The following is a 25,743-nucleotide window of genomic DNA, read 5'->3' as shown; positions in this document are numbered from 1 at the left end:
CATGGTGAAGCCGGACTGGTGGATCCGGGAGATGGCGCGCAAGGGCATGATTGAGCCCTTTGAGGAGCGGCTTGTGCGGGAAGGGGTCATCAGCTACGGCCTTTCCTCCTTCGGCTACGACCTCCGGGCCGCCCCGGAGTGGAAGATCTTCACCAACGTCTTCTCCACGGTGGTGGACCCCAAGAACTTTGACCCCAAAAGCTTCGTGGAGTACGAGGGGGAGGAGGTGATCATCCCCCCCAACTCCTTCGCCCTCACCCGGAGCCTGGAGTACATCCGCATGCCCGACAACGTTATCGCCATCGCCCTGGGCAAGAGCACCTACGCCCGGTGCGGCATCGTGGTGAACGTGACGCCCCTGGAGCCCGGCTGGGAAGGCCACGTCACCCTGGAGATCTCCAACACCACCCCCCTCCCCGCCAAGGTCTACGCCGGGGAGGGCATCGTCCAGCTCCTCTTCCTGGAGGGCCCCCGCCCCGAGGTCACCTACCGGGACCGCAAAGGGAAGTACCAGGGGCAAAAGGGCATCACCCTGCCCAGGGTGTAGGCTATGGGCGTGCGCCTTCTCTTCCTCCTCTTGGTCCTCCTCGGCGCCTGCAAGGGTGAGAGCATGAAGCCCCTTCCCTACCTCTCGGAAACCCCCGTGCGCGCCTTCGCCGCCCCCAAGCCCGTGCTGGAGCCGGGCAAGGACTACTACGCCCGGCTCAAAACCACCCAGGGGGAGATCCTTTTGGACCTCCTGGAAAAGGAGGCCCCCAACACGGTGAACTCCTTCGTCTTCCTGGCCCTTCACCGCTACTTTGAGGGGCTGGACTGGCACCGGGTGATCCCGGGCTTCGTGGCCCAGACCGGGGACCCCACGGGCACGGGCCGGGGCGGACCCGGCTACGCCTTCGGCCTGGAGATCGCCCCGGGGCTGGCCTTTGACCGGGAAGGCATGGTGGGCATGGCCCGCACCCAGGACCCCAACTCCAACGGGAGCCAGTTCTTCATCACCCTGGGGCCCGCCCCCCACCTCACCGGGCAGTACACCCTCTTCGCCAAGGTGGTGGAGGGGATGGAGGTGGCGAGGCGCCTCGCCCCCACGGAAGGTCCCTCGGCCACGGGGGCGAAGGACAAGCTCCTGGCGGTGGAGATCCTGGTCAAGGAATGATCCCCGAAGGCACCCGCTTCCTCCTGCCCCCTGAGGCCAGGCTCAAGGCCGAGGTGGTGGGGAAGCTCCAGCACCTCTTCCGGCGCCACGGCTACGAGCCCGTGGAGCTTCCCGCCTTGGAGCTTTACGACCCCGACCATCCCCTGGCGGAAAGGGCCTTCAAGCTGGTGGACAAGACGGGGGAGGTCTTGGCCTTAAGGAGCGAGTTCACCACCCTCCTCGCCAAGCTCCTCCGGGCCCACCTGGGGGAGGGCGTGCACCGCTTCCAGTACGCCGGGGCCCTGTGGCTCAGGGAGGCGGACGCGGAGCTTGGGCGCCTTCGGGAGTACACCCAGGTGGGCCTGGAGCTTTTGGGAGCCACGGGGCCCTTGGCGGACGCCGAGGTGCTGGAGCTCGCCTTCGCCGCCCTCGAGGCCTTAGGGGTCCAGGGGGAGGTGGAGGTGGGCTTGCCGAGCCTCGTGGGGGAGGTGCTCAAGGCCTCGGGGCTTCCCGAGCCCCTGCAAAGGCGGGCGCAGCAGGCCATCCACCGCAAAAACCTCCCCGAGCTCAAGGGGCTTCTCGCGCAAACCCCCGTCCCCGAGGAGGCGCGGAAGGTCCTCCTCGCCCTCCCCGACCTCTACGGCGGGCAGGAGGTCTTGAAGGAGGCGCGGGGCCTTCCTCTCCCCCCCAAGGCCCAAGAGGCCCTCGCCCAGCTGGAGAGGACCCTGGACCTCCTGGGAAGGCCCGTCCTCCTGGACCTGGGCATGGCCCGGCGGTACGAGTACTACTCGGGGATCTTCTTCCGGGCCTACACCCCGGGGTTCGGCCTCCCCCTCCTCGGGGGCGGGCGGTACGACGGGGCCCTTTTCCCCAAGGCCGCGGGCTTTGCCCTGGGGGTGGAGCGGCTTCTTGAGGCCTTGCAGCTCCCCAAGGAGGAGGAGGCCCCGGAGGTCTTGGCCCTGGACCTCAAGGCCCTCCGCCGCTTCGCCCAGGAAAGGCGCACGGAGCTTTTCCACGGGGAGGACCCCGTGGCCTACGCCCGAAGGCGCGGCATCCCCTTCCTCGCCCGGGGGGAGGAGATCTGGAGGGTGGAATGAGGCGCTTCGCCCTCACCGTGGCCCTGCCCAAGGGGCGGATCTTCCGGGAGGCCTACGAGGTCCTGAAGCGGGCCGGGCTGGACCTCCCCGAGGTAGCCGGGGAGAGGGCCCTCCTCCACGGGAAGGAGGGGGGCGTGGCCCTTCTGGAGCTTCGCAACAAGGACGTCCCCGTCTACGTGGACTTGGGGATCGCCGAGATCGGGGTGGTGGGCAAGGACGTGCTTTTGGACTCGGGAAGGGACCTTTTTGAGCCCGTGGACCTGGGCTTTGGGGCCTGCCGGCTCTCCCTCATCAGGCGCCCCGGGGATACGGGGCCCATCCGCCGCATCGCCACCAAGTACCCGAACTTCACCGCGAGGCTCCTCAAGGAAAGGGGCTGGGCGGCGGACGTGGTGGAGCTTTCCGGGAACATTGAACTCGCCGCGGTCACCGGTCTCGCCGACGCCGTGGTGGACGTGGTGCAGACGGGGGCCACCCTGAGGGCGGCGGGGCTTGTTGAGGTGGAGGTCCTCGCCCACTCCACGGCGAGGCTCGTGGTGAACCGGCAGGCCCTCAAGCTCAAGCGGGCGCTCCTCAAGCCCTTGATCCAGAGGCTCAGGGAGCTTTCCGGACCATGAGGGAGCGTACGGAAACCCGGCGGCAAAGGGTAGAGGAGGTCTTGAGGCGGCGGCAGCCCGACCTCACCGTCCTCCTGGAGAACGTGCACAAGCCCCACAACCTCTCGGCCATCCTGCGCACCTGCGACGCCGTGGGGGTCCTCGAGGCCCACGCCGTGAACCCCACGGGCGGGGTGCCCACCTTCAACGAGACGAGCGGAGGTAGCCACAAGTGGGTCTACCTGCGGGTCCACCCCAACATCCACGAGGCCTTCCACTTCCTAAGGGAAAGAGGCTTCACCGTCTACGCCACCGCCCTTAGGGAGGACGCCCGGGACTTCCGGGAGGTGGACTACACGAAGCCCACCGCCGTCCTTTTCGGGGCGGAGAAGTGGGGGGTCTCCGAGGAGGCCTTGGCCCTGGCGGACGGGGCCATCAAGATCCCCATGCTGGGGATGGTCCAAAGCCTCAACGTCTCCGTGGCCGCGGCGGTGATCCTCTTTGAGGCCCAACGGCAGAGGCTAAAGGCGGGGCTTTACGACAGGCCCCGCCTAGACCCGGAGCTCTACCAGAAGGTGCTTGCGGACTGGCTCAGGAAGTGAGGAGGGCCTCCTCCTCCAAGAGCTCCTCCAGGGCCTGGGCCTTGACCCCGAGCACGGAAACCCAGACCTGAAGCTCCCCCCAGGCCTCCTCGTCCCCCGGGTTTTCCTTGGCCCTTTTCCAAGCGTTCTGGAAGGCCCTGGAAGCCTCGTCCATCTCGTCCAGGAGCACCCCCAGGACCTCCCTCAGGTGTTCCTTGCGCGCCCGTTTCCGGGCTTCCGCCTTGGGCATCCTACCTCCTTCCCATCCTGCGGAGAAGCCGCTCCACCCGCTTCTGGTAGGCACGGATCTCGCGCTCCCAGTACCAGATCAGCTCCCACCTGGGCTCGGGCCTACGCAACTCCTCCTCTATTTTGGCCTGGTGCTCACGGATACGCGCTTGGTAGCTCTCCACGCTCTTGCGCAACCGCCTATTGCCCATGCACGTACGTGAGCCAGCCCTCGTACTCGGGCCGCCGTCCCGTGGCGGCCTCCAGGTAGACCTCCCGGAGCTTCAAGGTAATGGGCCCCGCTGTTCCCGAGCCGATGGGCCGCCAGTCAATCATGGACACCGGGGTCACCTCGGCGGCGGTCCCGGTCATGAAGACCTCGTCGGCCATGTAGAGCTGGTCCCGGGTGGCCCGCACCACCTGCACTTCATAGCCCAGGTCCTTGGCGATGCGGATCACGGAGTCCCGGGTGATGCCCTCGAGGTTCACCGAGTGCTCCAGGGCGTAAATGACCCCGTCCCGCACGAAGAAGAGGTTCTCCCCGCTCCCCTCGGCCACGTACCCCTCCTCGTCCAGGAGGAGGGCCTCGTCGGCCCCGGCGGCCACCGCCTCCATCTTGGCCAGGGCCGAGTTCACGTAGTTGCCGCCCACCTTGGCCTTGCCGGGCATGACGTTCGCGGGGAAGCGGGCCCAGGAGCTGGTGATGAGCCTGGCCCCCTTGCGCACCGCCTCCTCCCCCAGGTAGGCCCCCCACTCCCAGGCGGCCACCATCACCTCGGCGGGGTTGTTGGGGAGGGGATTGACCCCTAGGGCCTTCGCCCCCATCCAGGCCAGGGGGCGGATGTAGCAGCTCCTGTAGCCGTTTTTCCGCACCACCTCCTTGATGGCCTCCTCCAGCTCCTCCGGGGCGAAGGGGATCTCCATGCGGAGCACCTTGGCGGAGTTGTAGAAGCGCTTCACGTGCTCCTTGAGCCGGAAGATGGCGGGGCCTTTGGGGGTCTCGTAGGCCCTTATCCCCTCAAAGACGCTGGTGCCGTAGTGGAGGGCGTGGCTTAGGACGCTGGTCTTGGCCTCCTCCTGGGGCACCAGGGCCCCGTTCATCCAGATGAGTCCGGCCCTGATCTGCACATCGCCGCCCTTGGCCTCAGGCTTGGTCATGGCGAACCTCCGCCCCCATCATAGTGCTTTCTTGCATCCCCGTGTCGGAGCGCAATAGGGTGAAGACTCGCCGCGCTTCCTCGCCCAGGGCCTGGAGCAGGGGAGCCTTGAGGCTGCCCTCCCGGAAAAGGAGGTGGACGGTGCGCCCGGCCCCAGGGGGACTTAGGGGGCGCAACCGGGTCCTTTGGGCCGGAGAGAGGGTCCAGAGGGCCACCTCGGGGAGGAGGGTGAGCCCCCCCGCGGCGTCCACCAGGCGGACCAGGGTCTCCAGGTCCCCGCTTTGGAACTCCACAGACCGCCTGCCGAGGCTTGGACGGCACACGGAGAGGACCTGGTCCCGGAAGCAATGCCCTTCGGCGAGGACCCAGGTGTCCTCGAGGGGGATCTCCAAAGGGTGGACCGCCTCCCGCTCAAAGAGGGGGTGGCCCGGGGCCACGTAGACCCAGAAGGCCTCGGTAAAAAGGGGTTCGGCTCTAAGGCCTGGGTGCCGTTCCTCTGTGCCCACGAGCCCTGCGTCCAGGCTTCCTTCCTCTAGCCCCCGCACGATCCCCGGGGTGAGCTCCTCCCGCACCGAGAGGGAAAGACGGGGGAAACGTGCTTTCAGCTCCGGAAGGAGCCGGGGGAGGAGGTAGGGGGCGAGGGTAGGGATGACCCCGAGCCGGAAGGATCCTTGGAAGCAGGCCGCCTCCCCCTGCACCAAAAGCCTGAGCCTTTCCACCTCCTCGAGGATCCTCCGGGCCTGGGCCACGGCCACCTGGCCCGCCTCCGTGAGCGTGCCCTTCCTCCGGTCAAAGAGCCTCGTCCCCAGGGCTTCCTCCAGCTTGCGGATCTGGACGGAGAGGGCGGGCTGGGTGAGGTAGACCCGTTCGGCGGCCCGGGTGAAGCTCCCTTCCTCCGCCAGGGCCACGAGGTAGCGCAGCTGGTCCAGCGTCGGTCTCATAACCTTTGCTTATTCTAGCGTCACGCGAGATGTATTGGACTTATAACCGGCCCTTCTTCTAAGGTGAGGGTGCCCGTCGGGGAACCCCCCCGGGCGAGAGGAGGGAGAAGATGTTCCTGAGGATAGACCGCCTGCAGATTGAGTTGCCCATGCCCAAGGAGCAGGACCCCAACGCCGCCGCCGCGGTCCAGGCCCTTCTGGGCGGGCGCTTCGGGGAGATGTCCACCCTGATGAACTACATGTACCAGTCCTTCAACTTCCGGGGGAAGAAGGCCCTGAAGCCCTACTACGACCTCATCGCCAACATCGCCACCGAGGAGCTGGGCCACATTGAGCTGGTGGCGGCCACCATCAACAGCCTCCTGGCCAAGAACCCGGGGAAGGACCTGGAAGAGGGTGTGGACCCCGTGAGCGCCCCCCTGGGCTTCGCCAAGGACGTGCGCAACGCCGCCCACTTCATCGCCGGGGGAGCCAACAGCCTGGTCATGGGGGCCATGGGGGAGCACTGGCACGGGGAGTACGTCTTCACCAGCGGTAACCTCATCCTGGACCTCCTCCACAACTTCTTCCTGGAGGTGGCGGCCCGCACCCACAAGCTCCGGGTCTACGAGATGACCGACAACCCCGTGGCCCGGGAGATGATCGGCTACCTCCTGGTGCGGGGCGGGGTGCACGCCGCCGCCTACGGCAAGGCCCTGGAAAGCCTCACCGGGGTGGAGATGACCAAGATGCTCCCCATCCCCAAGATTGACAACAGCAAGATCCCCGAGGCCAAGAAGTACATGGACCTGGGCTTCCACCGGAACCTCTACCGCTTCAGCCCCGAGGACTACAGGGACCTCGGGCTCATCTGGAAGGGGGCCTCCCCTGAGGACGGCACCGAGGTGGTGGTGGTGGACGGCCCGCCCACGGGGGGTCCCGTCTTTGACGCGGGCCACGACGCCGCCGAGTTTGCTCCCGAGTTCCACCCGGGCGAGCTTTACGAGATCGCCAAGAAGCTCTACGAGAAGGCCAAGTAACCCCTAGCCTGGCCCGTAGCGCCCTCCCGGGAGGGCCCGGGCCAGGCCCTTGAGCTCCAGAAGGGTGAGGAGGGAGAGCACCCGCTCCGGGGGGATCCCCAGGGCCGTGGCCAGGGCCTCGGGGAGGGTCTCCCCCTTTTCCTGCAGGAGGGCGTAAAGGGCCTCCTCCTCCGGGGAGAGGCCCGGGGGGGGCTTAGGCCTTGCGGCCATCCCCAGGTAGGACAGGACGTCTTCGGCGGAGAGCACCGGGTAGGCCCCGTCCTGGATGAGGCGGTTGGCTCCTAAGGAACGCTCGTCCGTGGGTCTTCCGGGGACGGCGAGCACCTCCTTGCCGAGCTCCAAGGCGTGGCGGGCGGTGATGAGGGCCCCGGAGTCCAGGGGGGCCTCCACCACGACCACCGCCCGGGAGAGCCCGGCGATGAGGCGGTTCCTCCGGGGAAAGAACTCGGGCTTGGGGCCCGTCCCGAAGGGGAACTCGGAGAGGAGGTCCATCCGTTGGGCCAAGGGGCGGTTCTCCGGGGGGTAGACCCGGTCCAGGGCGCTTCCCAGGACGCCCAGGGTGCGCCCGCCCCCCTCCAGGGCCCCGAGGTGGGCCTCCCGGTCTATGCCCCGGGCGAGGCCCGAGACCACCCAAAGCCCGGCCTCGGCAAGCTCCCGGGCGAGCCTCCGGGCGAAGGCCAAGGCCCAAGGGGAGGCGCGGCGGGTGCCCACCAGGGCCACGGCCTTCCCCTCCTTGGGAAGCTCCCCTTTGAGGTAGAGGTGGGTGGGGGGCTGGGGAAGCGCCTTCAGCCCCTCGGGGAAGCCCTCCTCCCAGAGCCCCAGGAGGCGCACGCCCATGGCCTCGGCAAGGCGCCTTTCCCTTTCCGCCCGGGCCTCGGCCTGGGGGAGGTGCCGCCAGGCCTCGGGGAAGCGCTCCCGCAGGAAGCCTAGAGGGTCCTCCGCCTTTAGAACCTCCAAAAGCCGCTTGGGGCCGATGCCCGGGAGGAGGGCGAGGGCCAAGGGGTCCACGCCTGGAGTATACTGGAGGCCTTGGAAGGTCCGGCCCCCGCCCCCAAGGGCGAATCCTCAGGGTCGGGATCACCTGGAGAAACCATGGCGGAAAAGACCTATTCCGGATTTGTGGCCATCGTGGGCAAGCCCAACGTGGGCAAGTCCACCCTGCTCAACAATCTTCTCGGGGTGAAGGTGGCCCCCATAAGCCCTCGTCCCCAGACCACCCGCAAGCGCCTCCGGGGCATCCTCACCGAGGGGAAGCGCCAGATCGTCTTCGTGGACACCCCGGGGCTGCACAAGCCCATGGACGCCCTGGGGGAGTTCATGGACCAGGAGGTGTACGAGGCCCTCGCCGACGTGAACGCCGTGGTCTGGGTGGTGGACCTGCGCCACCCCCCCACCCCCGAGGACGAGCTGGTGGCCAAGGCCCTAAAGCCCCTCGCGGGGAAGGTGCCCATCCTCCTCGTGGGGAACAAGCTGGACGCCGCCAAGTACCCCGAGGAGGCGATGAAGGCTTACCACGAGCTTCTGCCCGAGGCCGAGCCGCGGATGCTCTCCGCCCTGGACGAAAGGCAGGTGGCCGAGCTCAAGGCGGACCTTCTCGCCCTCCTGCCGGAAGGCCCCTTCTTCTATCCGGAGGACTACGCCAAAAGCGACCAGAGCTTCGGGGAGTGGGTGGCGGAGATCCTCCGGGAGGAGGCCATGAAGCGCCTCTGGCACGAGGTGCCCTACGCCGTGGCCACCAAGGTGGAGGAGGTGGCGGAAAGGGAAAACGGCGTGCTCTACATCAAGGCGGTGATCTACGTGGAGCGCCCCTCCCAGAAGGCCATCGTCATCGGCGAGGGCGGGCGGAAGATCAAGGAGATCGGTCAGGCCACGAGGAAGCAGCTCGAGGCCCTCCTCGGCAAGAAGGTGTACCTGGACCTCGAGGTCAAGGTCTACCCCGACTGGCGCAAGGACCCCGAGGCCCTAAGGGAACTCGGCTACCGTTCCTCCGTAGGGTGAGGCAGGAGGGTGTTTCCCCGGACCTTGGGGAGTAGCATAGGCCTATGCCCTGGCTTCTTCCCCGCGAGATCGCGCCCCTCCACCAGAAGGCCCTGGACCGCTATCTGGGGGGCCTCACGGAGAGGCTTTCCGACCCCAATGTGGACCGGAACGCCTTGGTGCGGGAGGAGCTCGCCCGCCTCCTCTACGGGAGGCCCTACGAGGAGCTTCTGGAGGTGAACCCGCTCGCGGCCATGGGCCTGGACCCGGAGGGGATCACCTTTGAGGCCGAGTACTACGCCGCCACCGACCTGGAGAAGTTCCGGCGGGTCAAGCCCCTCCTCTGGTTTTGGAAGGTCTTGGACCTCACGCCCTTGGGCCAGTCGGTGCACTCGGGGGTGGCCATAAGGCGGGCCCTCGCCCCCTTCATCTTCAAGCGGGTGGGGAAAAACCCCAAGTTCTTCCAGAACGTGGAGTTCTCCGTGGGCTACAACCTGGAGCTTGGGGACGACGTGGTGGTGCACCGCTACGTCTTCCTGGACGACATCGGGGGCATCAAGATCGGGGACCGTACCTCCCTTTCCGACTACGTCAACGTCTACAGCCACACCCACCACGTCCTGGCCTCCCCCGACGTCACCCTGAAGGAGACCATCATTGGAAGCGGGGTCCGCATCACCTACCACGCCACCGTATTGGCGGGGGTGCGCATTGGGGACGACGCCATGGTGGGTACGGGGGCCATCGTCACCAAGGACATCCCCCCCCACGCCATCGCCCTGGGCGTCCCCGCGAGGCCCGTGCGCTACAAGGTCCGCCACGACTGCCCCTACTGCCGCAAGGGGGAGCCCCACCCCTCGGACCTTGTTCCTAAGCTTCCCGACCGCAAGGGAAACCCCGACTACCCCGACTTTCTGCCCCCGGGCTTCGGAACGAGGGAGGCAGGCTCTTGACGGGGTGGGGCTTTTTTGGCTAAACTGACGAGTGCGTGCGGGGGCGATTAGCTCAGCTGGTTAGAGCGCACGCCTGATAAGCGTGAGGTCGGTGGTTCAAGTCCACCATCGCCCACCAAGGACCCCCCTACTCGCGAGTGGGGGGGAAGTCTTTTGTCCCGGGTCCCGAGGGCTGGCTTGTGCTAGCCTTTTAGCGGCATGGACGGCAACGCGCCCGAACCCAGGTACTGGGAGAAGATGCGGCTCGTGGCGGAGGTCCTCAAGGCGGTGAAGGGCCCCATCTACATCGCCACCCACGTGGACCCCGACGGGGACGCCATCGGAAGCTCCCTGGGGCTTTACCGGGCCCTCAAGGCCCTGGGCAAGGACGCCCGCTGGGTGGCCGAGCCCCCGAGGTTCCTCCGCTTCCTCCCCAAGGAGGAGGAGTACTCCGACCCCGTGGAGAAGCTTCCTCCCGGGGCCACCCTGGTGGCCTTGGACAGCGCCGAGCCCTCGAGGGTGGTGGGGGTCCCCGTGGAGGGCTTCGTCATCAACATAGACCACCACGGCACCAACCCCCGCTTCGGCCACCTCCACGTGGTGGACCCCTCCAAGGCGGCCACCGCCCAGATGGTGAAGGACCTCATTGACCTCTTGGGCGTGGAGTGGACGGCGGAGATCGCCACCCCCGTCCTCACGGGCATCCTCACGGACACCGGCAACTTCCGCTTCGCCAACACCACCCCCGAGGTGCTCCGGGTGGCGGCGGAGCTTTTGGGCTACGGGGTGAAGCTCGCCGAGCTCACCGACCGCCTCCAGTTCCGCCCCCCCTCCTACTTCCGCCTCATGGGGCAGGTCCTTTCCACGGTGGCCTTCCACTTTGGCGGGCTCCTCGTCACCGCCCACCTCCCCGAGGAGGCCAGGCGGGAGGAGGAGGACTCCGACGACTTCGTGGGCCTGATCCGCTACGTGGAGGGCAGCGTGGTCTCGGTCTTCCTCCGCAAGCGGGAGGAGGGGGTGAAGGTCTCCATCCGCTCCCGGGGCGGGGTTTCGGCCCAGAACATCGCCCTAAAGCTCGGGGGCGGCGGGCACGTCCCCGCCGCCGGGGCCACCCTGAGGGGGGTAGACCTGGACCGCGCCTACGAACTCGTCCTCGAGGCCGTCCGGGAGGAGCTCACGCGGGCGGGGTACCTCTAGGGGGGTCCCAGAGGAGAGGGGGGTGGGAGAGGAGGAGGGGGGCCACCTCCTCCCCGGGCTCCACAAGGAGGCGGTGGCGGTAACGGTTGCCCCGGGGCTCCCGGTACGCCTCCAGGCTTCCCCCTTCCTCCACGAGCCACACCTCGGGGACGCCTCCTTGGGCGTAGAGGGCGAGCTTCTTAAGGTCCACCTCCCGGGTGGAGAAGCTGACCTCCACCACCAAGAGGGCATCCCCGGCTTCGGGGAGCCTTTCCCGGTAAAAATCCTCCCGCGGCCGGAGCAGGGCGAGGTCCGGTTGGGGCAGGGAGTGGGGGGAAAGGCGAAGGGGGTTTTGCACGTAGACCAGGGCCCGGTCCCCGTAAAGCCTTTCCAGCTGCTTGGCCAGGTAGGTCACCAGGCTGGCGTGTCCGCTGCCGATGGGGGCCATCTCGTAGACCTCACCGTCCAAGAGCTCTAGGCGAAGCCCTTCTGGGGCCTTCTCCAGGAGGGCCTGGAACTCCTCGAGGCTCAGGCGGTGGCGGATCATCTCCCCATTTTAGGCCCCGTACTTGAGGAGCTTCCCCGCGTGGGCGAGGAGGAGGGGCATGAGCTCCACCCCCCGGAGGTGGCCGAGGCTTCCCCTTTGGGCCTCCCTCTCCGTGAAGCGCCTCGCCTCGTCCGCCCGCAGGTAGGGGGCCTTCAGAAGGAGGGGCACGGGGTGCCAGGAGTGGGCCTTGAGGAGGGCGGGGGTGGAGTGGTCCCCGGTGATGGCGAGGACGTCCGGGCCCAAGGAGAGGATCTCGGGGAGGAGGGCGTCAAAGCGCTCAATCTTCTCCACCTTTCCCCAGAAGTTCCCGTCCTCCCCCATGGCGTCCGTCTTCTTCACGTGGAAGTAGAAGAAGTCGTACCGCCCCCAGTTCTCCTTTAGGGCCTTGAGCTTCCCCTCCAGGGCGTCCCCCTCCCCCTCCACGGGCAGGACCTCCATGCCCACCAGGCTGGCCAGGCCCTTGTACATGGGGTAGCTGGCGATGGCGGCGGGGGTGAGCCCGTAGACCTCCCCCATCCGGGGGAACCTCGGCTTCTTGGAGGCTCCCCGGAAGAGGGCCCCGTTCATGCGGGGCTCGTCCTCGAGGACCTCCTGGATCCTCTCCGAAAGCAGGTTGACGATCCTGGCCGTCTTCTCCGAGGCCTCGTCCAGGGCCTTGGCCTTTAGGGGGGGCAGGCCCGTCTTCTGGGGGTCGGTGTCCGTCACCTGGTCCTCCAGCCCCTCCCCCCGGAGGATCACCAGGAAGCGGTGCTCGCTTTCCGTGTAGAAGTGGACCTCCACGTCCTCTATGCGGGGGATGGCCTCCTTGAGCTTGGCGATGACCCTTTGGTTCTCTTCCGTGGAGGGCCTTCCCGCCCTGCGGTCCACCACCTTGCCCTCCGCCAGGGTGGCGAAGTTCCCCCTTAGGGCCACGTCCCCCTCCCGGAAGTCGGCTCCGAGGCCCAAGGCGCTCAAAGCCCCCCGGCCCACCACGTGGCGGAAGGGGTCGTAGCCGAAGAGGGCGAGGTGGCCGGGGCCGGAGCCCGGGGCGAGGCCGGGGTAGACGGGGGTGAGGAGGCCTAAGGCGCTTTCCTCCGCCAGGCGGTCTAGGTTCGGGGTCTTGGCGGCCTCGAGCTCCGTGGGGCCCCCAGGCTCCAGGGGAAGGCCTCCCACGCCGTCCAAGACGATGAGGAGGATCTTGCTCGGGGTCTTCTGGGCGAGCTCCTTGAGGACGGGGAAGAGGTCCATGGGGCCATTTTACTGGGGTAAGATGGGCGGGTATGGCGAAGGAGAAGGGCCTAACCCCCCAGAGCCAGGACTTCAGCGAGTGGTACCTCGAGGTCATCCAAAGGGCCGAGCTCGCCGACTACGGGCCCGTGCGGGGCACCATCGTGGTCCGCCCCTACGGGTACGCCCTCTGGGAGAACATCCAGGGGGTTCTGGACCGCATGTTCAAGGAGACGGGCCACCAGAACGCCTACTTCCCCCTCTTCATCCCCATGAGCTTCCTCAAGAAGGAGGCCGAGCACGTGGAGGGGTTCTCCCCCGAGCTCGCCGTGGTCACCCACGCGGGGGGCGAGGAGCTGGAGGAGCCCCTGGCGGTCCGCCCCACCTCGGAGACGGTGATCGGCTACATGTGGTCCAAGTGGATCCGAAGCTGGCGCGACCTGCCCCAGCTTTTGAACCAGTGGGGCAACGTGGTGCGCTGGGAGATGCGCACCCGGCCCTTCCTCCGCACGAGCGAGTTTCTGTGGCAGGAGGGGCACACCGCCCACGCCACCCGGGAGGAGGCGGAGGAGGAGGTGCGGAGGATGCTTGGCGTCTACGCCCGCCTCGCCCGGGAGTACGCCGCCATCCCCGTGATTGAGGGCCTGAAGACCGAGAAGGAGAAGTTCGCCGGGGCCGTCTACACCACCACCATTGAGGCCATGATGAAGGACGGCAAGGCCCTCCAGGCGGGCACCAGCCACTACCTGGGGGAGAACTTCGCCCGGGCCTTTGACATCACCTTCCAGGACAAGGACCTCCAGGTGAAGTACGTCCACACCACGAGCTGGGGCCTCTCCTGGCGCTTCATCGGGGCCATCGTCATGACCCACGGGGACGACAAGGGCCTCGTCCTCCCGCCCCGCCTCGCCCCCATCCAGGTGGTCATCGTCCCCATCTACAAGGAGGAAAGCCGGGAAAGGGTCCTCGAGGCCGCCCAAGCCCTCCGCCAGGCCCTTTTGGCCAAGGGGCTTCGCGTCCACCTGGACGACCGGGACCACTACACCCCGGGGTACAAGTTCCACGAGTGGGAGCTCAAGGGGGTGCCCTTCCGCGTGGAGCTCGGGCCCAAGGACCTGGAAGGGGGCCAGGCGGTCTTGGCGAGCCGCCTCGGGGGCAAGGAGACCCTGCCCCTCGCCGCCCTCCCCGAGGCCCTGCCCGGGAAGCTTGACGCCTTCCACGAGGAGCTCTACCAAAGGGCCCTGGCCTTCCGGGAGGCCCACACCCGCAAGGTGGACACCTACGAGGCCTTCAAGGAGGCGGTGCAGGAGGGGTTCGCCCTGGCCTTCCACTGCGGGGACAAGGCCTGCGAGCGGCTGATCCAGGAGGAGACCACCGCCACCGCCCGCTGCGTGCCCTTTGAGGCCGAAGCGGAGGAGGGCCTTTGCGTCCGCTGCGGGAGGCCTTCCGCCTACGGCAAGCGGGTGGTCTTCGCCAAGGCGTACTAAGCTTCTCGGCGCCTTCTCCCCTCTCGCCAGTCCCGGACGGGCGGGGTGGGGGATTGCGCCTTCTTGAAAGCTTCTTGACAGGAAGGGGGGGGGGGCGTGGTAACCTCACCCTTGAGGGGGTTGAGTCATGCGCAGGTTCCTCTTTGTGCTCATGGCCTTTGGGCTTTTGGCCTATGCCCCGTTGGGCGCTAGGGCGCAGGGGCACATCCTGGCCCTGGGAGTACGGGGTGAAGTTCAAACAGTTGAGTGGGCTACTTCCTTGCTTGAATCTCCTTCGCTTTTTTCGGATGAGGAGCTAGCTCTTTACGAGGGAGAGGGAGTTATCGCGGGGGTTATTGGTGGTCTTTCAGGGGCGATTAGTGCTGCTTTAGCGTATACGGTAGATGCAGCCATAGGTTGCAATACCGGGCGTTGCGATGCGAATGCTCGTGACTTTGCGGCGAACGTTGGTAAAGGTTTTGTTTATGGATTTGTGTTTGGACTCTTAACTTCGCCTTGGTGAGGTATGGCGATGATGTGGAAACTTAGGCCTTGGCAATCCTTTCTTCTTGTGGCTTTAGCTTTCTTTGGACTCATTAACCTGTTTACGTTGGTGCTCGACAAAAGAGTAGAGGCTAGAGAAGCTCCTGGGCTACTGTTGCAGGCCTTTTTCTTCAGTTTCCTGTATCATGCCACACTCTCTTGGGTGAAAAAGGTTGGCGAATGGCGTGCTTTGGGCGTTCTTTCCTTGGTCGCCTTAATTGTTGTGGGTTTATCATTTCTTGTTGTTCTTTTCTACTCCCGCGGATACTGAGCCTTAGCCAAGACCTGAGTTTCCTGGCCCTCGGGGGTGTAGTAGGCCACCCGGTCCAGGCCCTGGTAGGTCCTGCCCCTCCAGTTGCCGAAGGCGGCCTTGAGGGCGGATTCCACCGCTTCCTTGGGGGACTGGGTGAGGGCCAACGGGCTGAACAAGGCCAGAATCAGGGCAAGGGATCGTTTCATGGGATGAGCTTAACATTAAGTGGGGTACCATGGGGGCACGATGCGCGTCCTAGGGCGGAGGGTCTACTGGCGCTGGTACGGGGAGGTCCTCCTGGAGGGGGGCGTGACCTTGCGCATGAGCGGGGACGCGGCCAAGTGGCTGAGGCCCGGGGAGCGGGTGAGGCTTCGCACCGAGTTCAAGAAGCCCGTCCTCGGCTTTGACGAGTACGCCCTCGAGGGCGCCTTCCCCCTCTGGCCCCCCTTTGCCAAGACCCTGGAGCACGTGCGGGAAAGCCCCCTGGGGGGCGAGGCCTACCGCTACCGCCTTAAGGTGCGGGAGGCCACCTATGAAAGCGACTTTGAGGCCATCGCCGAGCTGGAGCAGTTCCACTACGCCTCGGAGAAGGAGGTGGTGGCCCTCTGGGTCTGCACCGAGTGCCAGAAGACCATCCCCGCCAACGCCAAGCCCCTCTGCGACTGCGGCGGGGAGGCGAGGCTTAAGGAGATCCGGGGCTCCACCCCGGCAAGCCGCTTCCTCGTTTTGGAGCTCGCGGAGCGCCTCCCCTTTGAGCCCAGGATCCTGGGCTACCTCCGCCTGGACCCCCCCATCCCCCGGATGCACCGGAGGACCCCCGAGGGCGTGGAGCGGGACATCCGGGAAAGGATCTTCCCCCGGGACTGGTTCCACCCCACCTACGAGGGCGGGGCCGACTGGCAGAAGGCCCTGGACCGGGTGAGGACGGCTGCCAGCCGCATCGCCCGGGTGGTGGTCCACCCCGACTACCGCTCCGAGGGCTTCGGGGCCCTTCTCGTGCGGGTGGCCCTGGAGTGGGCGAGGGCGCGGGGGGCCCCCGAGGGGAGGCGGGAGAAGCACCTCGTCTACACCATCGCCCAGATGGCCCGTTACCACCCCTTCTTTGAGAAGGTGGGTTTCCGCTACCTCTTTGACACCGCCTCGGGAAGGCCCGTCCTCTTCTGCCCCCTCACCGAGGAGGCCGAGGCCCACCTGGAGCGCTTCCTCCGGGAGGACCTCTACGCCCGTGCCCACGGGGGGAGGCTCTATAGGCCCCGGTTCGGGCGGGTTTCGGGGCTTCCTGGCCCCATCCGCCTTGCCGGGGTCCACAAGGCCTACCGGAGCCACCTGGACCTAGGGGGCCTTTCCCGGGAGGTTCAGGAGGCCCTCCTCGCCTTCGGGGTGAAGGCCCGGGTGGTGGAGCGGGCGGTGCTCCGGGGGGCGAGCCTGGAGATCCCCCCGGGAAGCCTCGTGGTCCTGGCGGGGGCGAGCGGGGCGGGGAAGACCACCCTGCTCCGCCTCCTCCTGGGGGAGCTTCCGGACCTCGGGGAGGTGGCCCTTCCCCCGGGGAGGCGGGTGGCCTACATCCCCGGGGAGGTGGAGGTGGACCTGGGGGAGGCGCCCATCCTCGAGGCCCTGTACCGGAAGCTTAAGGACGTGGGGGCGGCCATAGAGGTGCTGAACCGGGTGGGCCTCTCCGACGCCGTGCTCTACCGGGCAAGGCCCAAGGAGCTTTCCACCGGGCAGAGGGAGCGCTTCCGCTTGGCCCTCCTCCTCGCGGAAAGGCCCGACCTCCTCCTCATAGACGAGTTCGCCGCCCACCTGGACGTGCCCACGGCGAGGCGGGTGGCCCTGGGCCTGGGGAAGCTCTGCCGGGAGGCGGGGGTCACCCTGGTGGCCGCCACCCACCGGCCCGAGGTGGTGGCCGCCCTGGACCCCGACCTCCTCGTCTACGTGGGCTACGGGGGGCTTACCACCGTACCTCGGAGAGGTCCACGAACATGACCCGGCCCGGGCGCCTGGGCACGTGGAGGGGCTTCTCGTAGCGGAAGGCGTTTTCCAGGACCCAGGCGTAAAGGGGCTCGCCCTTGGCGTAGGCCCGGAGGAAGGCCTCCTCCGCCAGGTGCTTTTCCTGGTGGGCAAAAAGCTCCTCCACGCTAAAGGGCCCCTCCACCCCCACGAGGTCCGCCTGCCCGATGAGCCACCCCCCGGCGACGATGCCCAAGGGCCCCCGGTGGTGGGCCTTGCGCTTGCGAAGCTCCCAGGTCTTCTTGCCGTCCACGATGAGGCTGGCGTAGGGCTCCCGGACGATGAGGCCGAGCTTGGGCCTTTCCATCCCCTCATTGTAGAGTGGGGGGCGTGGCGTGCCCGAAGGAAGGGCCAAAGGAGAAGAAGGCCCGGGCCCGGGAGGTCTTAAAGGCCCTCAAGGCCGCCTACCCCGGGGCCCGCACGGAGCTTAGGCACAATAGCCCCTTCCAGCTCCTCGTGGCCACGGTCCTCTCCGCCCAGGCCACCGATAAAAGCGTGAACGAGGCCACCCCGGCCCTCTTCGCCCGCTTTCCCGACGCCAAGGCCCTGGCTTCGGCCACCCCCGAGGAGGTGGAGCCCTACATCCGCCGCATCGGGCTTTACCGCACCAAGGCGAAAAACCTCGTGGCCCTGGCGAGGAGGCTTTTGGAGGAGTACGGGGGAGAGGTGCCCAAGGAGAAGGAGGCCCTCATGCGCCTTCCCGGGGTGGGCTGGAAGACGGCCACCGTGGTGTTGGGGGCGGCCTTTGGGGTGCCGGGGATCGCCGTGGACACCCACGTGGCCCGCCTCGCCAAGAGGCTCTGCTTCTCCGAGGCCAAGGCCCCGGAGAGGATCGGGAAGGACCTCGAGGCCCTCTTTCCCAAGGAGGACTGGGTCTTCGTCCACCACGCCCTCGTCCTCCACGGCCGCTACGTCTGCACCGCGAGGAGGCCCCGCTGCGGGGCCTGCGTTCTTGCGCCCCACTGCCCGAGCCGCCAGGCCTAGGGGGCCGGGCCCTTTTTGGAGAAACCCGTGGGAGAACGCCTTTCGCCCGCCCACCGCCTGGTCCTCGCCAGCTTCCTCTGGTCCTTCGGGGGGAACCTGGTCTACTTCTTCCTCAACTTCCACCTCGAGGCCCTGGGCTTCTCCCGCCAGGCCATCGGCCTGGCCCAGGCGGTGGTCCTCCTCTCCGGGGTGGCCTTCGCCCTGCCCCTGGCCTACCTCATCCCCCGCCTCGGCTACCTGAAAAGCCTCTACCTGTCCTTTTTCCTCGCCGTGGCGAGCGGGCTCCTTCTGGGCCTCGGGGTCCTGGTCTTTCCCTCCCTGGCGGGTTACGGCCTGGCGGGGGCCCTTCTGCAGGGCACGGCGGCCCCCCTGATGGCCCGGCTTGCGCCCCCGGAAAGGCGGGTGGCCCTCTTCAGCCTGCAGGCGGCCCTGACCACGGCGAGCGGCTTCTTCTCCACCCTGCTTGCGGGCTACCTCTCGGACCTCCTCGGGGCGCGGTGGGTCCTCCTCTTCGCCCTGCCCTTTTTCCTGCTCTCCTTCCCCCTGGTGCGGGGCCTTTCCCCCGGGACGGGGGAGGGGAAGCCCCCCCGCCTTTGGGGCCGGGTGCGGGTGTGGCTCAGGCTCCTTTTGCCCCAGGTGGTTATCGGCTTCGGGGCGGGGCTCGTCATCCCCTTCCTGAACCTTTTCCTCAAGGAGAAGTTCGGCCTAAGCTACGGGGCCACGGGGCTCGTCTTCGCCCTCTCCTCCCTGGCCACGGGGGCGGCCATGCTCCTCCAGCCCCTCCTGGTCCAGAGGCTTGGGCGGCTTGGGGCCATCGTCTTCGTCCAGGCCCTTTCCCTTCCCTTCCTCGGCGCCTTGGCCTGGGCCCCCTGGCTTCCCCTGGTCACCCTGGCCCTCCTCATCCGGGGGGCCCTCATGAACGCCGCCGGGCCCGTGTACGCCGCCTTGGTCATGGACTACCTGGCCGAGGAGGAGCGCCCCGGCTTCTTCCTCCTGGAAAGCGCCCTCTGGAGCCTCCTCTTCGCCCTGGCGAGTGCCCTTTCCGGAGTGGTGCAGGAGGCCCTGGGCCTTAGGGCCTTTGACCTCCTCTTCGGGGGGACCCTGGCCCTCTACACCCTGGGCATCCTCCTTTGGCCCTGGGCCTTCCGGGGGCTCAAGCAGGTAGACTGAGGTCCGATGCGGACGAACCTCTCCGTGGAGGAAGCGTTGGAGCTGGTCCTCGCCGAGGCCAAGGCGGGGCTTCCCGTGGAGGAGCTTCCCCTAAGGGAGGCCTTTGGCCGCGTTTTGGCCGAAGACCTCGCCTCCTTGGTGGACCACCCGGACCAGGACGACACCGCCATAGACGGCTACGCCTGCCGGGCGGAGGACACCCTGGGGGCCTCTCCCGAAACCCCCGTGCGCCTCAAGGTGGTCGGCGAGGCCCCGGCGGGCAGGCCCTTCCCCGGCGCGGTGGGGCGGGGGGAGGCCGTGGCCGTGTACACCGGGGCCCCCGTCCCCAAGGGGGCGGACGCGGTGGTGCGGGTGGAGGACACGAGGCGGGAAGGGGACTGGGTTCTCCTCTTCGCCCCCGCTTCCCCCAAGGACATCCGCCCCAAGGGGGACGACCTCCGGCGGGGGGAGGTGTACCTGAGGCGGGGGGACCTCCTCACCCCGGGGAGGCTCGGCCTGGCGGCGGCCATGGGCCACGCCCGCCTCAAGGTTTTCCGGAGGCCCCGGGTGGGGATCCTCTCCACGGGGGACGAGGTGGTGGAGCCGGGGGAGCCCCTGCCCTTTGGCGGGGTGTACAACTCCAACGCCTACAGCCTCCTGGGCCTGGTCCTCGAGGCGGGCGGGGAGCCCGTCCTCCTGGGCAAGGTCCCGGACGACCCCGAGGCGGTGCTTGGGCGGCTTGGGAAGGCCGGGCCTTTGGACCTCCTCCTCACCTCGGGGGGGGTGTCCATGGGGGAGTACGACGTGGTGCGCAAGGTGCTGGAGCGCCACGGGGAGGTGGTCTTCTGGAAGGTGCGGCAGCAGCCCGGGGGGCCCCTTCTCTTCGCCAGGCTAGGGGGGCTTCCCGTCCTCGGCCTTCCGGGAAACCCGGTCTCCAGCATGGTCACCTTCTTCCTCTACGGGAGGCCCTTCCTCTTCCGGCTCCTCGGGCGCACCGACCCCCCTTACGGCCGCCTTAAGGCCCGGGCCCTCACCCCCTTCAAGGGGGCCAAGGGGAAGAAGGTCTTCCGCCGGGGGGTGCTTTCCCTGGCCGAAGGGACGGTGCGGAGCACGGGGAACCAGTCAAGCGGGGTCCTCCGCTCCATGGCCTTCGGCAACGCCCTGGTGGTCCTTCCCCCGGACCAGGACGCCCGGGAGGGGGAGGAGGTGGAGGTCATCCCCTTGACTTTCGTGCCTTAGTTCACTAAGCTGGGAAGGTTTACGGGCGCTACCTCCCTTTTCGGGCGCAGGTGGGCCCGGAAAGGCAGAGCATGGAGTTTAAAGACTTTCCCCTGAAGCAGGAGATCCTGGAGGCCCTCCACGGGCGCGGCCTCACCACCCCCACCCCCATCCAGGCGGCGGCGTTGCCTTTGGCCCTAGAGGGCAAGGACCTCATCGGCCAGGCCCGCACGGGCACGGGCAAGACCCTGGCCTTCGCCCTGCCCATCGCCCAGAGGCTCTCCCCGAGCCGGGAAAAGGGCAGGAAGCCCAGGGCGTTGGTCCTCACCCCCACGCGGGAGCTCGCCCTGCAGGTCTCCGGGGAGCTTCAGGCCGTGGCCCCCCACCTGAAGGTGGTCGCGGTGTACGGGGGCACGGGCTACGCCAAGCAGAAGGAAGAGCTTCTCCGGGGGGCGGACGTGGTGGTGGCCACCCCGGGGCGGGCCCTGGACTACCTGAAGCAAGGGGTCTTGGACCTCTCGCAGGTGGAGATCGCCGTCTTGGACGAGGCGGACGAGATGCTCTCCATGGGCTTTGAGGAGGAGGTGGAGGCCCTGCTTTCCGCCACGCCCCCTTCCCGGCAGACCCTCCTCTTCTCCGCCACCCTTCCCTCCTGGGCCCGGCGGCTTGCCGAGCGCTACATGCGAAGCCCCGTGGTCATCAACGTGGTGCGGGAGGAGGGGGTGACCTACCAGGAGGAGGCCATCCTGGCCCCCTCCGACCGCCTGGGCCTCCTTTCCGACCTCCTCTACGTGAAGGCGCCCAAGCGGGCCATCGTCTTCACCCGCACCAAGGCCGAGACCGAGGAGGTGGCCACGGGGCTTCTCCGCCTGGGCCACGCGGCCAGGGCCATCCACGGGGACCTCTCCCAAAGCGACCGGGAAAAGGTCATGCGGGCCTTCCGCGAGGGGGAGGTGCGGGTGCTGGTGGCCACGGACGTGGCCGCCCGGGGCCTGGACATCCCCGAGGTGGACCTGGTGGTGCACCACCGCCTCCCCGACAAGCCGGAGACCTACCAGCACCGCTCGGGGCGCACGGGCCGCGCGGGCCGGGGAGGCGAGGTGGTGATCCTCTACGGGCCCCGGGAGAAGCGGGAGCTTGCCGAGCTGGAAAAGGCGGTGGGCCGCACCTTCAAGCGGGTGAACCCGCCCACCCCCGAGGAGGTCCTCGAGGCCAAGTGGCACCACCTCCTGGCCCGCCTGGCCCGGGTTCCGGAGAAGGACTACAAGCTCTACCTGGACTTCGCCGGGAGGCTCTTCGCCGAGGGAAGGGTGGAGGTGGTGGCGGCCCTCATGGCCCTCCTCCTGGGCGGGGCCCCCAAGGAGAAGAGCCTCCTCACCGGGGAGGAGGGCTGGCGCACCCACAGGGCCACGGGGCCGAGGCTCTCCCTGCCCCGGCTCGTGGCCCTTCTCAAGGAGCGGGGCCTCGAGGTGGGCAAGATCGCCGAGGCCGAGGGGGGCTTTTACGTGGACCTCCGCCCCGAGGCCAAGCCGGAGGTCCCGGGCCTCCACCTGGAGCCCGCCAAGAGGGTGGAGGGCCTTGTGGAAGGCCCTTCCCGCCCCCGTGGCCGTAGCCGGGTCTAGGCGCGGGGGTCAAGGCCGCCTCCTCCTCGCCCGCTACGCCCAGGTCTACCACGAAGACCTCCGGGCCTAGGCCCTCCCCCCGGGGGTCCGAAGGTACAGGGAGGGAACGAGGTTTGCCGTAAAAAAGGCCCCGCCCACGGAAGCGTGGGCGGGAGGGTTACGTTCTGGTGCGCCCGGAGGGATTCGAACCCCCGACCTAGGGCTTAGGAAGTCCTTGGAAAACGTTTCCTGTGCTCCGTGGGGACCCATGGAGGGGCACGGGGACGCGATTTATTCGCTTGGCTGTTTCCTGGTGTTTCTCCGTTTAGGGGTAGCCGTGGGGGTAGTATGGGGGTAAAAAGGGGGGTAAAACTTTGGAAAAGGGCTAACCTCTTTCCCGCCCCCCGAGGGGCGGGTAACCACAACATGTAGAGGTAGCCACTTGCGACACCACTATATGTTGGGGTACAAGTGGAAGCGGAGGGATAGCAGATGAAACAGAGCACCGGGCAGCCCCCCCTGGCCGTGAGCGTGAACGAGGCCGCGCGTTTGCTTTCGGTGAGCAGGGTTACGATCTACCGCGCGATCTGGCGCGGGGAGCTCAAGGCCATGAAAATCGGGGCGCGCACGCTCATCCCGTACAAGGAACTCGAGGCGTTTCTGGAAAGGGGATTGGGGGGAAGGAGGTAAAAAAGGCGCTCCCACGGGGGGCGTGGGAGCGTACGCGCGATCCGGCTGATGCGCAAGGTTCAGCTTATCCACCCAAACGCAACCTTGCAACCCCGCCCTGGAAACCGGGAACGGGCGGCCCTCTCCTACCCCCTACGCAACCTGACGGCAATGGCCGCTAGGGTGCGAGCGTGATGAAGGGCGAGAAGAAGCTTCTGGGTTTCAACGAGGTTGCCCCCATCCTGGGCGCGCAACTGGGCCTGGGGCGGGACGGCGTGCGGCGGTTCATGCGGCGCTACGGCGTGAAAATCGGTCGTAAGCTCTTCATCCACCGCAGCGTCCTCGAGGCCCTTCTGGAGCACGGCCGCCTGCCCGGGGAGGAGGGTAATGCGTAGGGCGATTGACGCGCTGTTGTTGGCCGTTATTCGGGCACTTCTCCGGGTGCTCACGCCAGAGGGGCGCGTTGACGCGCTGTACGCGGCCAACGAGGCGGTTGATTGGGACCTGCACCGCGAAGAGGAGGGGGCGGAAAAAACCGCCCCCGCCCTCGAGGGGCGAGGGAGGTGAGCACGATGAACCCGGTGCCCGCCGGTACTCGCACCCTAGGCCCCGAGGGGGTCCTCGAGCACATCCTCTGGGCCACCCGGGCTCGCCCTTCGGGCCAGGGCCGGTGGATCGGCCATTGCCCCGCCCACGAGGACAGGGATCCCAGCCTCTCCATCTGCCTCAGCCCCCAGGGGCGGCTCTTGATCCATTGCTTCGCGGGTTGCCCCACGGAGGCCGTCCTCGAGGCCCTAGGCCTTGCGTGGCGCGACCTGTTTCCCGACTCCCACGAGGAGCTTGCGGGGAAGGTTTTCCGCCGCGTTCGGCCCGCGCCCTCTCCCCGCCCCGAGCCCCGACCGGACGAGGGGCGGCGGAGGCTCCTCGAGGCCATCTGGGCCCGGGCCGTCCCCCTTGACCGCCCCGGCGCGGAGCTGGGCCGGCGCTACCTCGAGGCCCGGGGCCTGAGCCTCGAGGCCGTCCTCCCCGGCCTCCAGAACCTCCGCCTCCACCCCGGCCTGGAGTACCGGGAGGAGGGGAAGATCCTGGGGGCCTTCCCCGCCCTCCTCGCCCGGGTGGAGCACACTCAGCACGGCCTGGTGGCCCTGCACCGCGTCTATCTGAGCCCGGACGGGAGGGGGAAGGCCCCGGTGGGGAGCCCCAAAAAGCTCACCAAGGCGGTCCTCGAGGGGGGCCTGAAGGGGGCGGCCATCCGCCTCTACGCCCCGGAGGGCGGGGTCCTGGCCGTGGCCGAGGGGGTGGAGACCGCCCTCGCGGTGCGCGAGGCCGCGGGCCTTCCCGCCTGGGCCGCCGTGAGCGCGGGGGGCCTCGAGGCGTGGGAGCCCCCACCCGGGGTGGGAGAGGTCTTGATCGCGGCTGACGGGGACGAGAGGGGGGTGGAAGCTGGGAAAAAACTGGCGAAGCAGCTTTTGGCGCTGGGGATCGCGGTGAAGCTGGCCGTGCCGCCAGACGGCGCGGACTGGCTTGATGTTCTGGTGGCGAAAAAGCTTGCGGGGCGGGTGGAGGCCGCCCCGGGAGAGGAGGAAACTGATGCTCAAGGAACACTCTAAGGTTTTGAACGGTATTTCGCAACAGGCCGATGAGTTGGACCCCGAGAAGGCCCTCGAGGCCCTGCGCAACGCCCCCTACGTGCGGCCCGAGGACGTGGACGATTGGCCGGAGCCCCTGCCCCTGTTCCGGGAGGCCGACCCGCCCGAGCCCTACCCCCTCGAGGCCCTCGGGCCCCTGGAGGGCGTGGTGCGGGAGGCCCTGCGCGTGGTCCAGGGCGCGGAGGCCCTGACCGCCGCCGCGTTCCTCGCCGGGGCGTCCCTGGGGGCCCAGGGCATCGCCAACGCCGTGGTGGACGGGCGGACGTACCCGGCGAGCCTGTTTTTCCTGACCGTGGCCGACTCGGGGGAGCGCAAAACGGAGTTGGACCGCCTCGCCCTCCTGCCCGCCCGGGCGTGGCAGACCGCGAAGGCGGAGGTTGCCGCCTTGGCCGAGGAGGCCTGGCGCGCGGAGCGCGAGGCCTGGGAGGCGGAGCGCCGGCGCATCCAGGGGGAGAAGGGCCTCTCCCGGGAGGAGCGGGCCGAGGCCCTGAAGGCCCTGGGCCTCCCCCCGGCCAGGCCGTGGAGCGGGATGTTCCTCCTCTCGGACGCCACCACCGAGGCCATCGTGAGCGCCCTGGCGGACGACTGGCCCAGCGTGGGGCTGTTCGTCTCCGAGGCCGGCGTGTTCCTGGGCGGCCACGCCATGAGCGAGGAGAGGCGCCTCTACACCATCTCCGTCCTGAGCCGCCTCTGGGACGGGCAGGGAGTGGAGCGGGCCCGGCAGGGGGACGGGAAGCGCCTCCTCCTCGGGAGGCGGCTCAGCGTCCACCTGGGCATGCAACCCGAGGTGGCCCGGGACCTCCTCGAGGACCGCCTGGTGCGAAACCAGGGACTCTTGGCGCGCTTCTTCACCGCCTGGGCCCCCCAGGTGGGCCCCCGGCGCTACGTGGAGGAGGACCTGACGCGAAACCCCGCCTACATCGCCTACCAGGGCCGTCTGGACGCCCTCCTCGAGGCCACCGCCGGGAACGTCCGGGACGACCCCGAGGCCCGGGTGCGGGGGCTGGAACTCCCCAGCCTCCCCCTGCACCCCGCCGCCAAGCGGCTGTACGTGGCGTTTTTTGAGCACCTGGAGGCGCAGAAGGAGGAACTTGGGGAGGCCCGGGCGTTCGCAGCCAAAACGCCTGAGCACGCGGTGCGCCTCGCCCTGGTCCTGGGCCTCTTCGAGGACCCTTCCCTCACCCGCCTGGGCCCCGAGCACATGGAGCGGGGCATCGCCCTAGCCGAGTGGTACATGCTGGAACACCGGCGGCTGATGGAGGGGGCCCGGGTGCCCGAGCCCCTTCGGCGGGCCGCGCGCCTCCTGGAGTGGCTGCGGGAGCGGGCGCGGGGGGGCGCGTCGCCCATCGCCACGCCGGACGTGGTGCGCTACGGCCCCCGGGCCGTGGGGCGCACCACCCAGGCCGTGCGGGAGGCCCTGCGGCTCCTCGAGGCCCACGGGTACGTTCGCGTCCATCGGGAGGGGCGCAGGGAGGTCTGGGAGTTGAACCCCCGGGCGCTTTGAGCGGGGGGTGGCTATAGTGGCTATTTTGGCTACTGAACCCCACAAGCGCTGTCCAGGACGGCAAAAAAACAGTAGCCACCCCCTGGCTACTGTTGGCTACGGTTGGCTACG

The 25,743-nt window shown here is 68.2% G+C and carries 28 protein-coding genes and 1 tRNA gene; 21 read left to right on the top strand and 8 right to left on the bottom strand.

Annotation, left to right across the window (positions count from 1 at the left end; translation table 11 throughout):
* Position 1 precedes the first annotated feature (1 nt).
* Genes dcd through trmH form a run of 5 tightly spaced genes read left to right on the top strand, consistent with a single transcriptional unit; the run spans position 2 to position 3,427 of the window.
* Positions 2 to 547 (top strand): dCTP deaminase, encoded by a 546-nt coding sequence (gene dcd / locus TthTMY_RS10040; RefSeq protein ID WP_096411163.1) that lies wholly within the window; start codon positions 2 to 4, stop codon positions 545 to 547.
* A gap of 3 nt (positions 548 to 550) precedes the next feature.
* The gene (locus TthTMY_RS10035) at positions 551 to 1,153 is read left to right on the top strand and encodes a peptidylprolyl isomerase (protein WP_096411162.1); all 603 of its coding nucleotides are present in this window, start codon (positions 551 to 553) and stop codon (positions 1,151 to 1,153) included.
* Entirely contained in the window at positions 1,150 to 2,229 is a 1,080-nt protein-coding gene (locus TthTMY_RS10030; protein ID WP_223903237.1) for an ATP phosphoribosyltransferase regulatory subunit, read from the top strand. The genes TthTMY_RS10035 and TthTMY_RS10030 overlap by 4 nt, the downstream gene beginning before the upstream one ends.
* Positions 2,226 to 2,846 carry an ATP phosphoribosyltransferase gene (gene hisG / locus TthTMY_RS10025; protein WP_096411161.1) on the top strand — a complete coding sequence of 207 codons (621 nt, stop codon included), beginning with the start codon at positions 2,226 to 2,228 and terminating at the stop codon, positions 2,844 to 2,846. Before TthTMY_RS10030 ends, hisG begins: the two co-directional genes overlap by 4 nt.
* Positions 2,843 to 3,427: a tRNA (guanosine(18)-2'-O)-methyltransferase TrmH gene (trmH, locus tag TthTMY_RS10020; protein ID WP_096411160.1), complete on the top strand. Its 585-nt coding sequence runs from the start codon at positions 2,843 to 2,845 to the stop codon at positions 3,425 to 3,427. Before hisG ends, trmH begins: the two co-directional genes overlap by 4 nt.
* Here the strand turns inward: trmH and TthTMY_RS10015 are convergent.
* The 3 genes from TthTMY_RS10015 to TthTMY_RS10005 all read right to left on the bottom strand — a co-directional run bounded on the left by TthTMY_RS10015 (position 3,417) and on the right by TthTMY_RS10005 (position 5,732).
* Positions 3,417 to 3,656, bottom strand: a complete 240-nt coding sequence (locus TthTMY_RS10015) for a hypothetical protein (RefSeq protein WP_096411159.1) — start codon at positions 3,654 to 3,656, stop codon at positions 3,417 to 3,419. The two genes, trmH and TthTMY_RS10015, sit on opposite strands and share 11 nt — an antisense overlap.
* A gap of 179 nt (positions 3,657 to 3,835) precedes the next feature.
* Complete coding sequence (locus tag TthTMY_RS10010; RefSeq protein WP_096411157.1) at positions 3,836 to 4,792, bottom strand: branched-chain amino acid transaminase; 957 nt, start codon at positions 4,790 to 4,792, stop codon at positions 3,836 to 3,838.
* Positions 4,779 to 5,732, bottom strand: coding sequence for a hydrogen peroxide-inducible genes activator (locus tag TthTMY_RS10005; RefSeq protein WP_096411156.1), 954 nt, complete (start codon positions 5,730 to 5,732; stop codon positions 4,779 to 4,781). Before TthTMY_RS10005 ends, TthTMY_RS10010 begins: the two co-directional genes overlap by 14 nt.
* Before the next feature lie 110 nt (positions 5,733 to 5,842).
* On the opposite strand from TthTMY_RS10005, the gene TthTMY_RS10000 reads away from it, so the two are divergent.
* A complete protein-coding gene (locus TthTMY_RS10000; RefSeq protein WP_008630926.1) occupies positions 5,843 to 6,751 on the top strand; it encodes a manganese catalase family protein in 909 nt (302 codons plus the stop codon).
* Positions 6,752 to 6,754: 3 nt separating this feature from the next.
* Here the strand turns inward: TthTMY_RS10000 and dprA are convergent, their stop codons facing one another.
* On the bottom strand, positions 6,755 to 7,759 hold the full coding sequence (dprA, locus tag TthTMY_RS09995; protein WP_223903236.1) for a DNA-processing protein DprA: 1,005 nt from the start codon (positions 7,757 to 7,759) through the stop codon (positions 6,755 to 6,757).
* 84 nt (positions 7,760 to 7,843) lie between these two features.
* On the opposite strand from dprA, the gene era reads away from it, so the two are divergent.
* From era to TthTMY_RS09975, 4 genes are all read left to right on the top strand, one after another.
* A complete protein-coding gene (gene era, locus TthTMY_RS09990; protein ID WP_096411155.1) occupies positions 7,844 to 8,749 on the top strand; it encodes a GTPase Era in 906 nt (301 codons plus the stop codon).
* Positions 8,750 to 8,793: 44 nt separating this feature from the next.
* Positions 8,794 to 9,681, top strand: coding sequence for an acyltransferase (locus TthTMY_RS09985; protein ID WP_096411154.1), 888 nt, complete (start codon positions 8,794 to 8,796; stop codon positions 9,679 to 9,681).
* Between the two features lie 41 nt (positions 9,682 to 9,722).
* Positions 9,723 to 9,799, top strand: a tRNA-Ile gene (locus tag TthTMY_RS09980).
* An 80-nt stretch (positions 9,800 to 9,879) separates the two neighbouring features.
* On the top strand, positions 9,880 to 10,857 hold the full coding sequence (locus TthTMY_RS09975) for a DHH family phosphoesterase (protein WP_096411153.1): 978 nt from the start codon (positions 9,880 to 9,882) through the stop codon (positions 10,855 to 10,857).
* Here TthTMY_RS09975 and TthTMY_RS09970 read toward each other — a convergent pair.
* Together TthTMY_RS09970 and TthTMY_RS09965 are read right to left on the bottom strand one after the other, a co-directional pair.
* Positions 10,835 to 11,383, bottom strand: a complete 549-nt coding sequence (locus TthTMY_RS09970; RefSeq protein WP_096411152.1) for a Uma2 family endonuclease — start codon at positions 11,381 to 11,383, stop codon at positions 10,835 to 10,837. The genes TthTMY_RS09975 and TthTMY_RS09970 overlap by 23 nt on opposite strands.
* A 9-nt stretch (positions 11,384 to 11,392) precedes the next feature.
* Positions 11,393 to 12,610 (bottom strand): 2,3-bisphosphoglycerate-independent phosphoglycerate mutase, encoded by a 1,218-nt coding sequence (locus TthTMY_RS09965; RefSeq protein ID WP_096411151.1) that lies wholly within the window; start codon positions 12,608 to 12,610, stop codon positions 11,393 to 11,395.
* A gap of 32 nt (positions 12,611 to 12,642) precedes the next feature.
* On the opposite strand from TthTMY_RS09965, the gene proS reads away from it, so the two are divergent.
* Positions 12,643 to 14,076, top strand: coding sequence for a proline--tRNA ligase (gene proS, locus TthTMY_RS09960; protein ID WP_223903235.1), 1,434 nt, complete (start codon positions 12,643 to 12,645; stop codon positions 14,074 to 14,076).
* 127 nt (positions 14,077 to 14,203) lie between these two features.
* Positions 14,204 to 14,578 carry a hypothetical protein gene (locus TthTMY_RS09955; protein WP_157745794.1) on the top strand — a complete coding sequence of 125 codons (375 nt, stop codon included), beginning with the start codon at positions 14,204 to 14,206 and terminating at the stop codon, positions 14,576 to 14,578.
* 272 nt (positions 14,579 to 14,850) lie between these two features.
* Here the strand turns inward: TthTMY_RS09955 and TthTMY_RS09950 are convergent, their stop codons facing one another.
* Positions 14,851 to 15,057, bottom strand: coding sequence for a hypothetical protein (locus TthTMY_RS09950; protein WP_223903234.1), 207 nt, complete (start codon positions 15,055 to 15,057; stop codon positions 14,851 to 14,853).
* Between the two features lie 40 nt (positions 15,058 to 15,097).
* On the opposite strand from TthTMY_RS09950, the gene TthTMY_RS09945 reads away from it, so the two are divergent.
* A complete protein-coding gene (locus TthTMY_RS09945; protein WP_223903233.1) occupies positions 15,098 to 16,834 on the top strand; it encodes a GNAT family N-acetyltransferase in 1,737 nt (578 codons plus the stop codon).
* On the opposite strand, the gene TthTMY_RS09940 is transcribed toward TthTMY_RS09945, so the two are convergent.
* Positions 16,800 to 17,165, bottom strand: a complete 366-nt coding sequence (locus TthTMY_RS09940) for an ASCH domain-containing protein (protein ID WP_096411150.1) — start codon at positions 17,163 to 17,165, stop codon at positions 16,800 to 16,802. The two genes, TthTMY_RS09945 and TthTMY_RS09940, sit on opposite strands and share 35 nt — an antisense overlap.
* Positions 17,166 to 17,179: 14 nt before the next feature.
* On the opposite strand from TthTMY_RS09940, the gene nth reads away from it, so the two are divergent.
* The 8 genes from nth to TthTMY_RS09900 all read left to right on the top strand — a co-directional run bounded on the left by nth (position 17,180) and on the right by TthTMY_RS09900 (position 25,632).
* Entirely contained in the window at positions 17,180 to 17,842 is a 663-nt protein-coding gene (gene nth, locus TthTMY_RS09935) for an endonuclease III (protein ID WP_096411149.1), read from the top strand.
* Positions 17,843 to 17,869: 27 nt separating this feature from the next.
* Entirely contained in the window at positions 17,870 to 19,012 is a 1,143-nt protein-coding gene (locus TthTMY_RS09930; protein ID WP_096413010.1) for an MFS transporter, read from the top strand.
* Positions 19,013 to 19,018: 6 nt separating this feature from the next.
* On the top strand, positions 19,019 to 20,230 hold the full coding sequence (glp, locus tag TthTMY_RS09925; RefSeq protein WP_223903232.1) for a gephyrin-like molybdotransferase Glp: 1,212 nt from the start codon (positions 19,019 to 19,021) through the stop codon (positions 20,228 to 20,230).
* A gap of 71 nt (positions 20,231 to 20,301) precedes the next feature.
* Positions 20,302 to 21,831 carry a DEAD/DEAH box helicase gene (locus tag TthTMY_RS09920; protein WP_223903231.1) on the top strand — a complete coding sequence of 510 codons (1,530 nt, stop codon included), beginning with the start codon at positions 20,302 to 20,304 and terminating at the stop codon, positions 21,829 to 21,831.
* Between the two features lie 504 nt (positions 21,832 to 22,335).
* Positions 22,336 to 22,500 (top strand): helix-turn-helix domain-containing protein, encoded by a 165-nt coding sequence (locus TthTMY_RS09915; protein WP_223903230.1) that lies wholly within the window; start codon positions 22,336 to 22,338, stop codon positions 22,498 to 22,500.
* A 173-nt stretch (positions 22,501 to 22,673) separates the two neighbouring features.
* The gene (locus tag TthTMY_RS09910; RefSeq protein WP_157745793.1) at positions 22,674 to 22,874 is read left to right on the top strand and encodes a hypothetical protein; all 201 of its coding nucleotides are present in this window, start codon (positions 22,674 to 22,676) and stop codon (positions 22,872 to 22,874) included.
* A gap of 351 nt (positions 22,875 to 23,225) precedes the next feature.
* The gene (locus TthTMY_RS09905; protein WP_324615470.1) at positions 23,226 to 24,089 is read left to right on the top strand and encodes a DUF7146 domain-containing protein; all 864 of its coding nucleotides are present in this window, start codon (positions 23,226 to 23,228) and stop codon (positions 24,087 to 24,089) included.
* On the top strand, positions 24,070 to 25,632 hold the full coding sequence (locus tag TthTMY_RS09900; RefSeq protein ID WP_157745791.1) for a YfjI family protein: 1,563 nt from the start codon (positions 24,070 to 24,072) through the stop codon (positions 25,630 to 25,632). The genes TthTMY_RS09905 and TthTMY_RS09900 overlap by 20 nt, the downstream gene beginning before the upstream one ends.
* Positions 25,633 to 25,743 lie beyond the last annotated feature (111 nt).

It is taken from the genome of Thermus thermophilus (assembly GCF_019974155.1).
Taxonomy (GTDB): domain Bacteria; phylum Deinococcota; class Deinococci; order Deinococcales; family Thermaceae; genus Thermus; species Thermus thermophilus_C.
The sequence above is the reverse complement of the archived record's forward strand: the minus strand, read 5'-3'. Positions and strand labels throughout refer to the sequence as shown.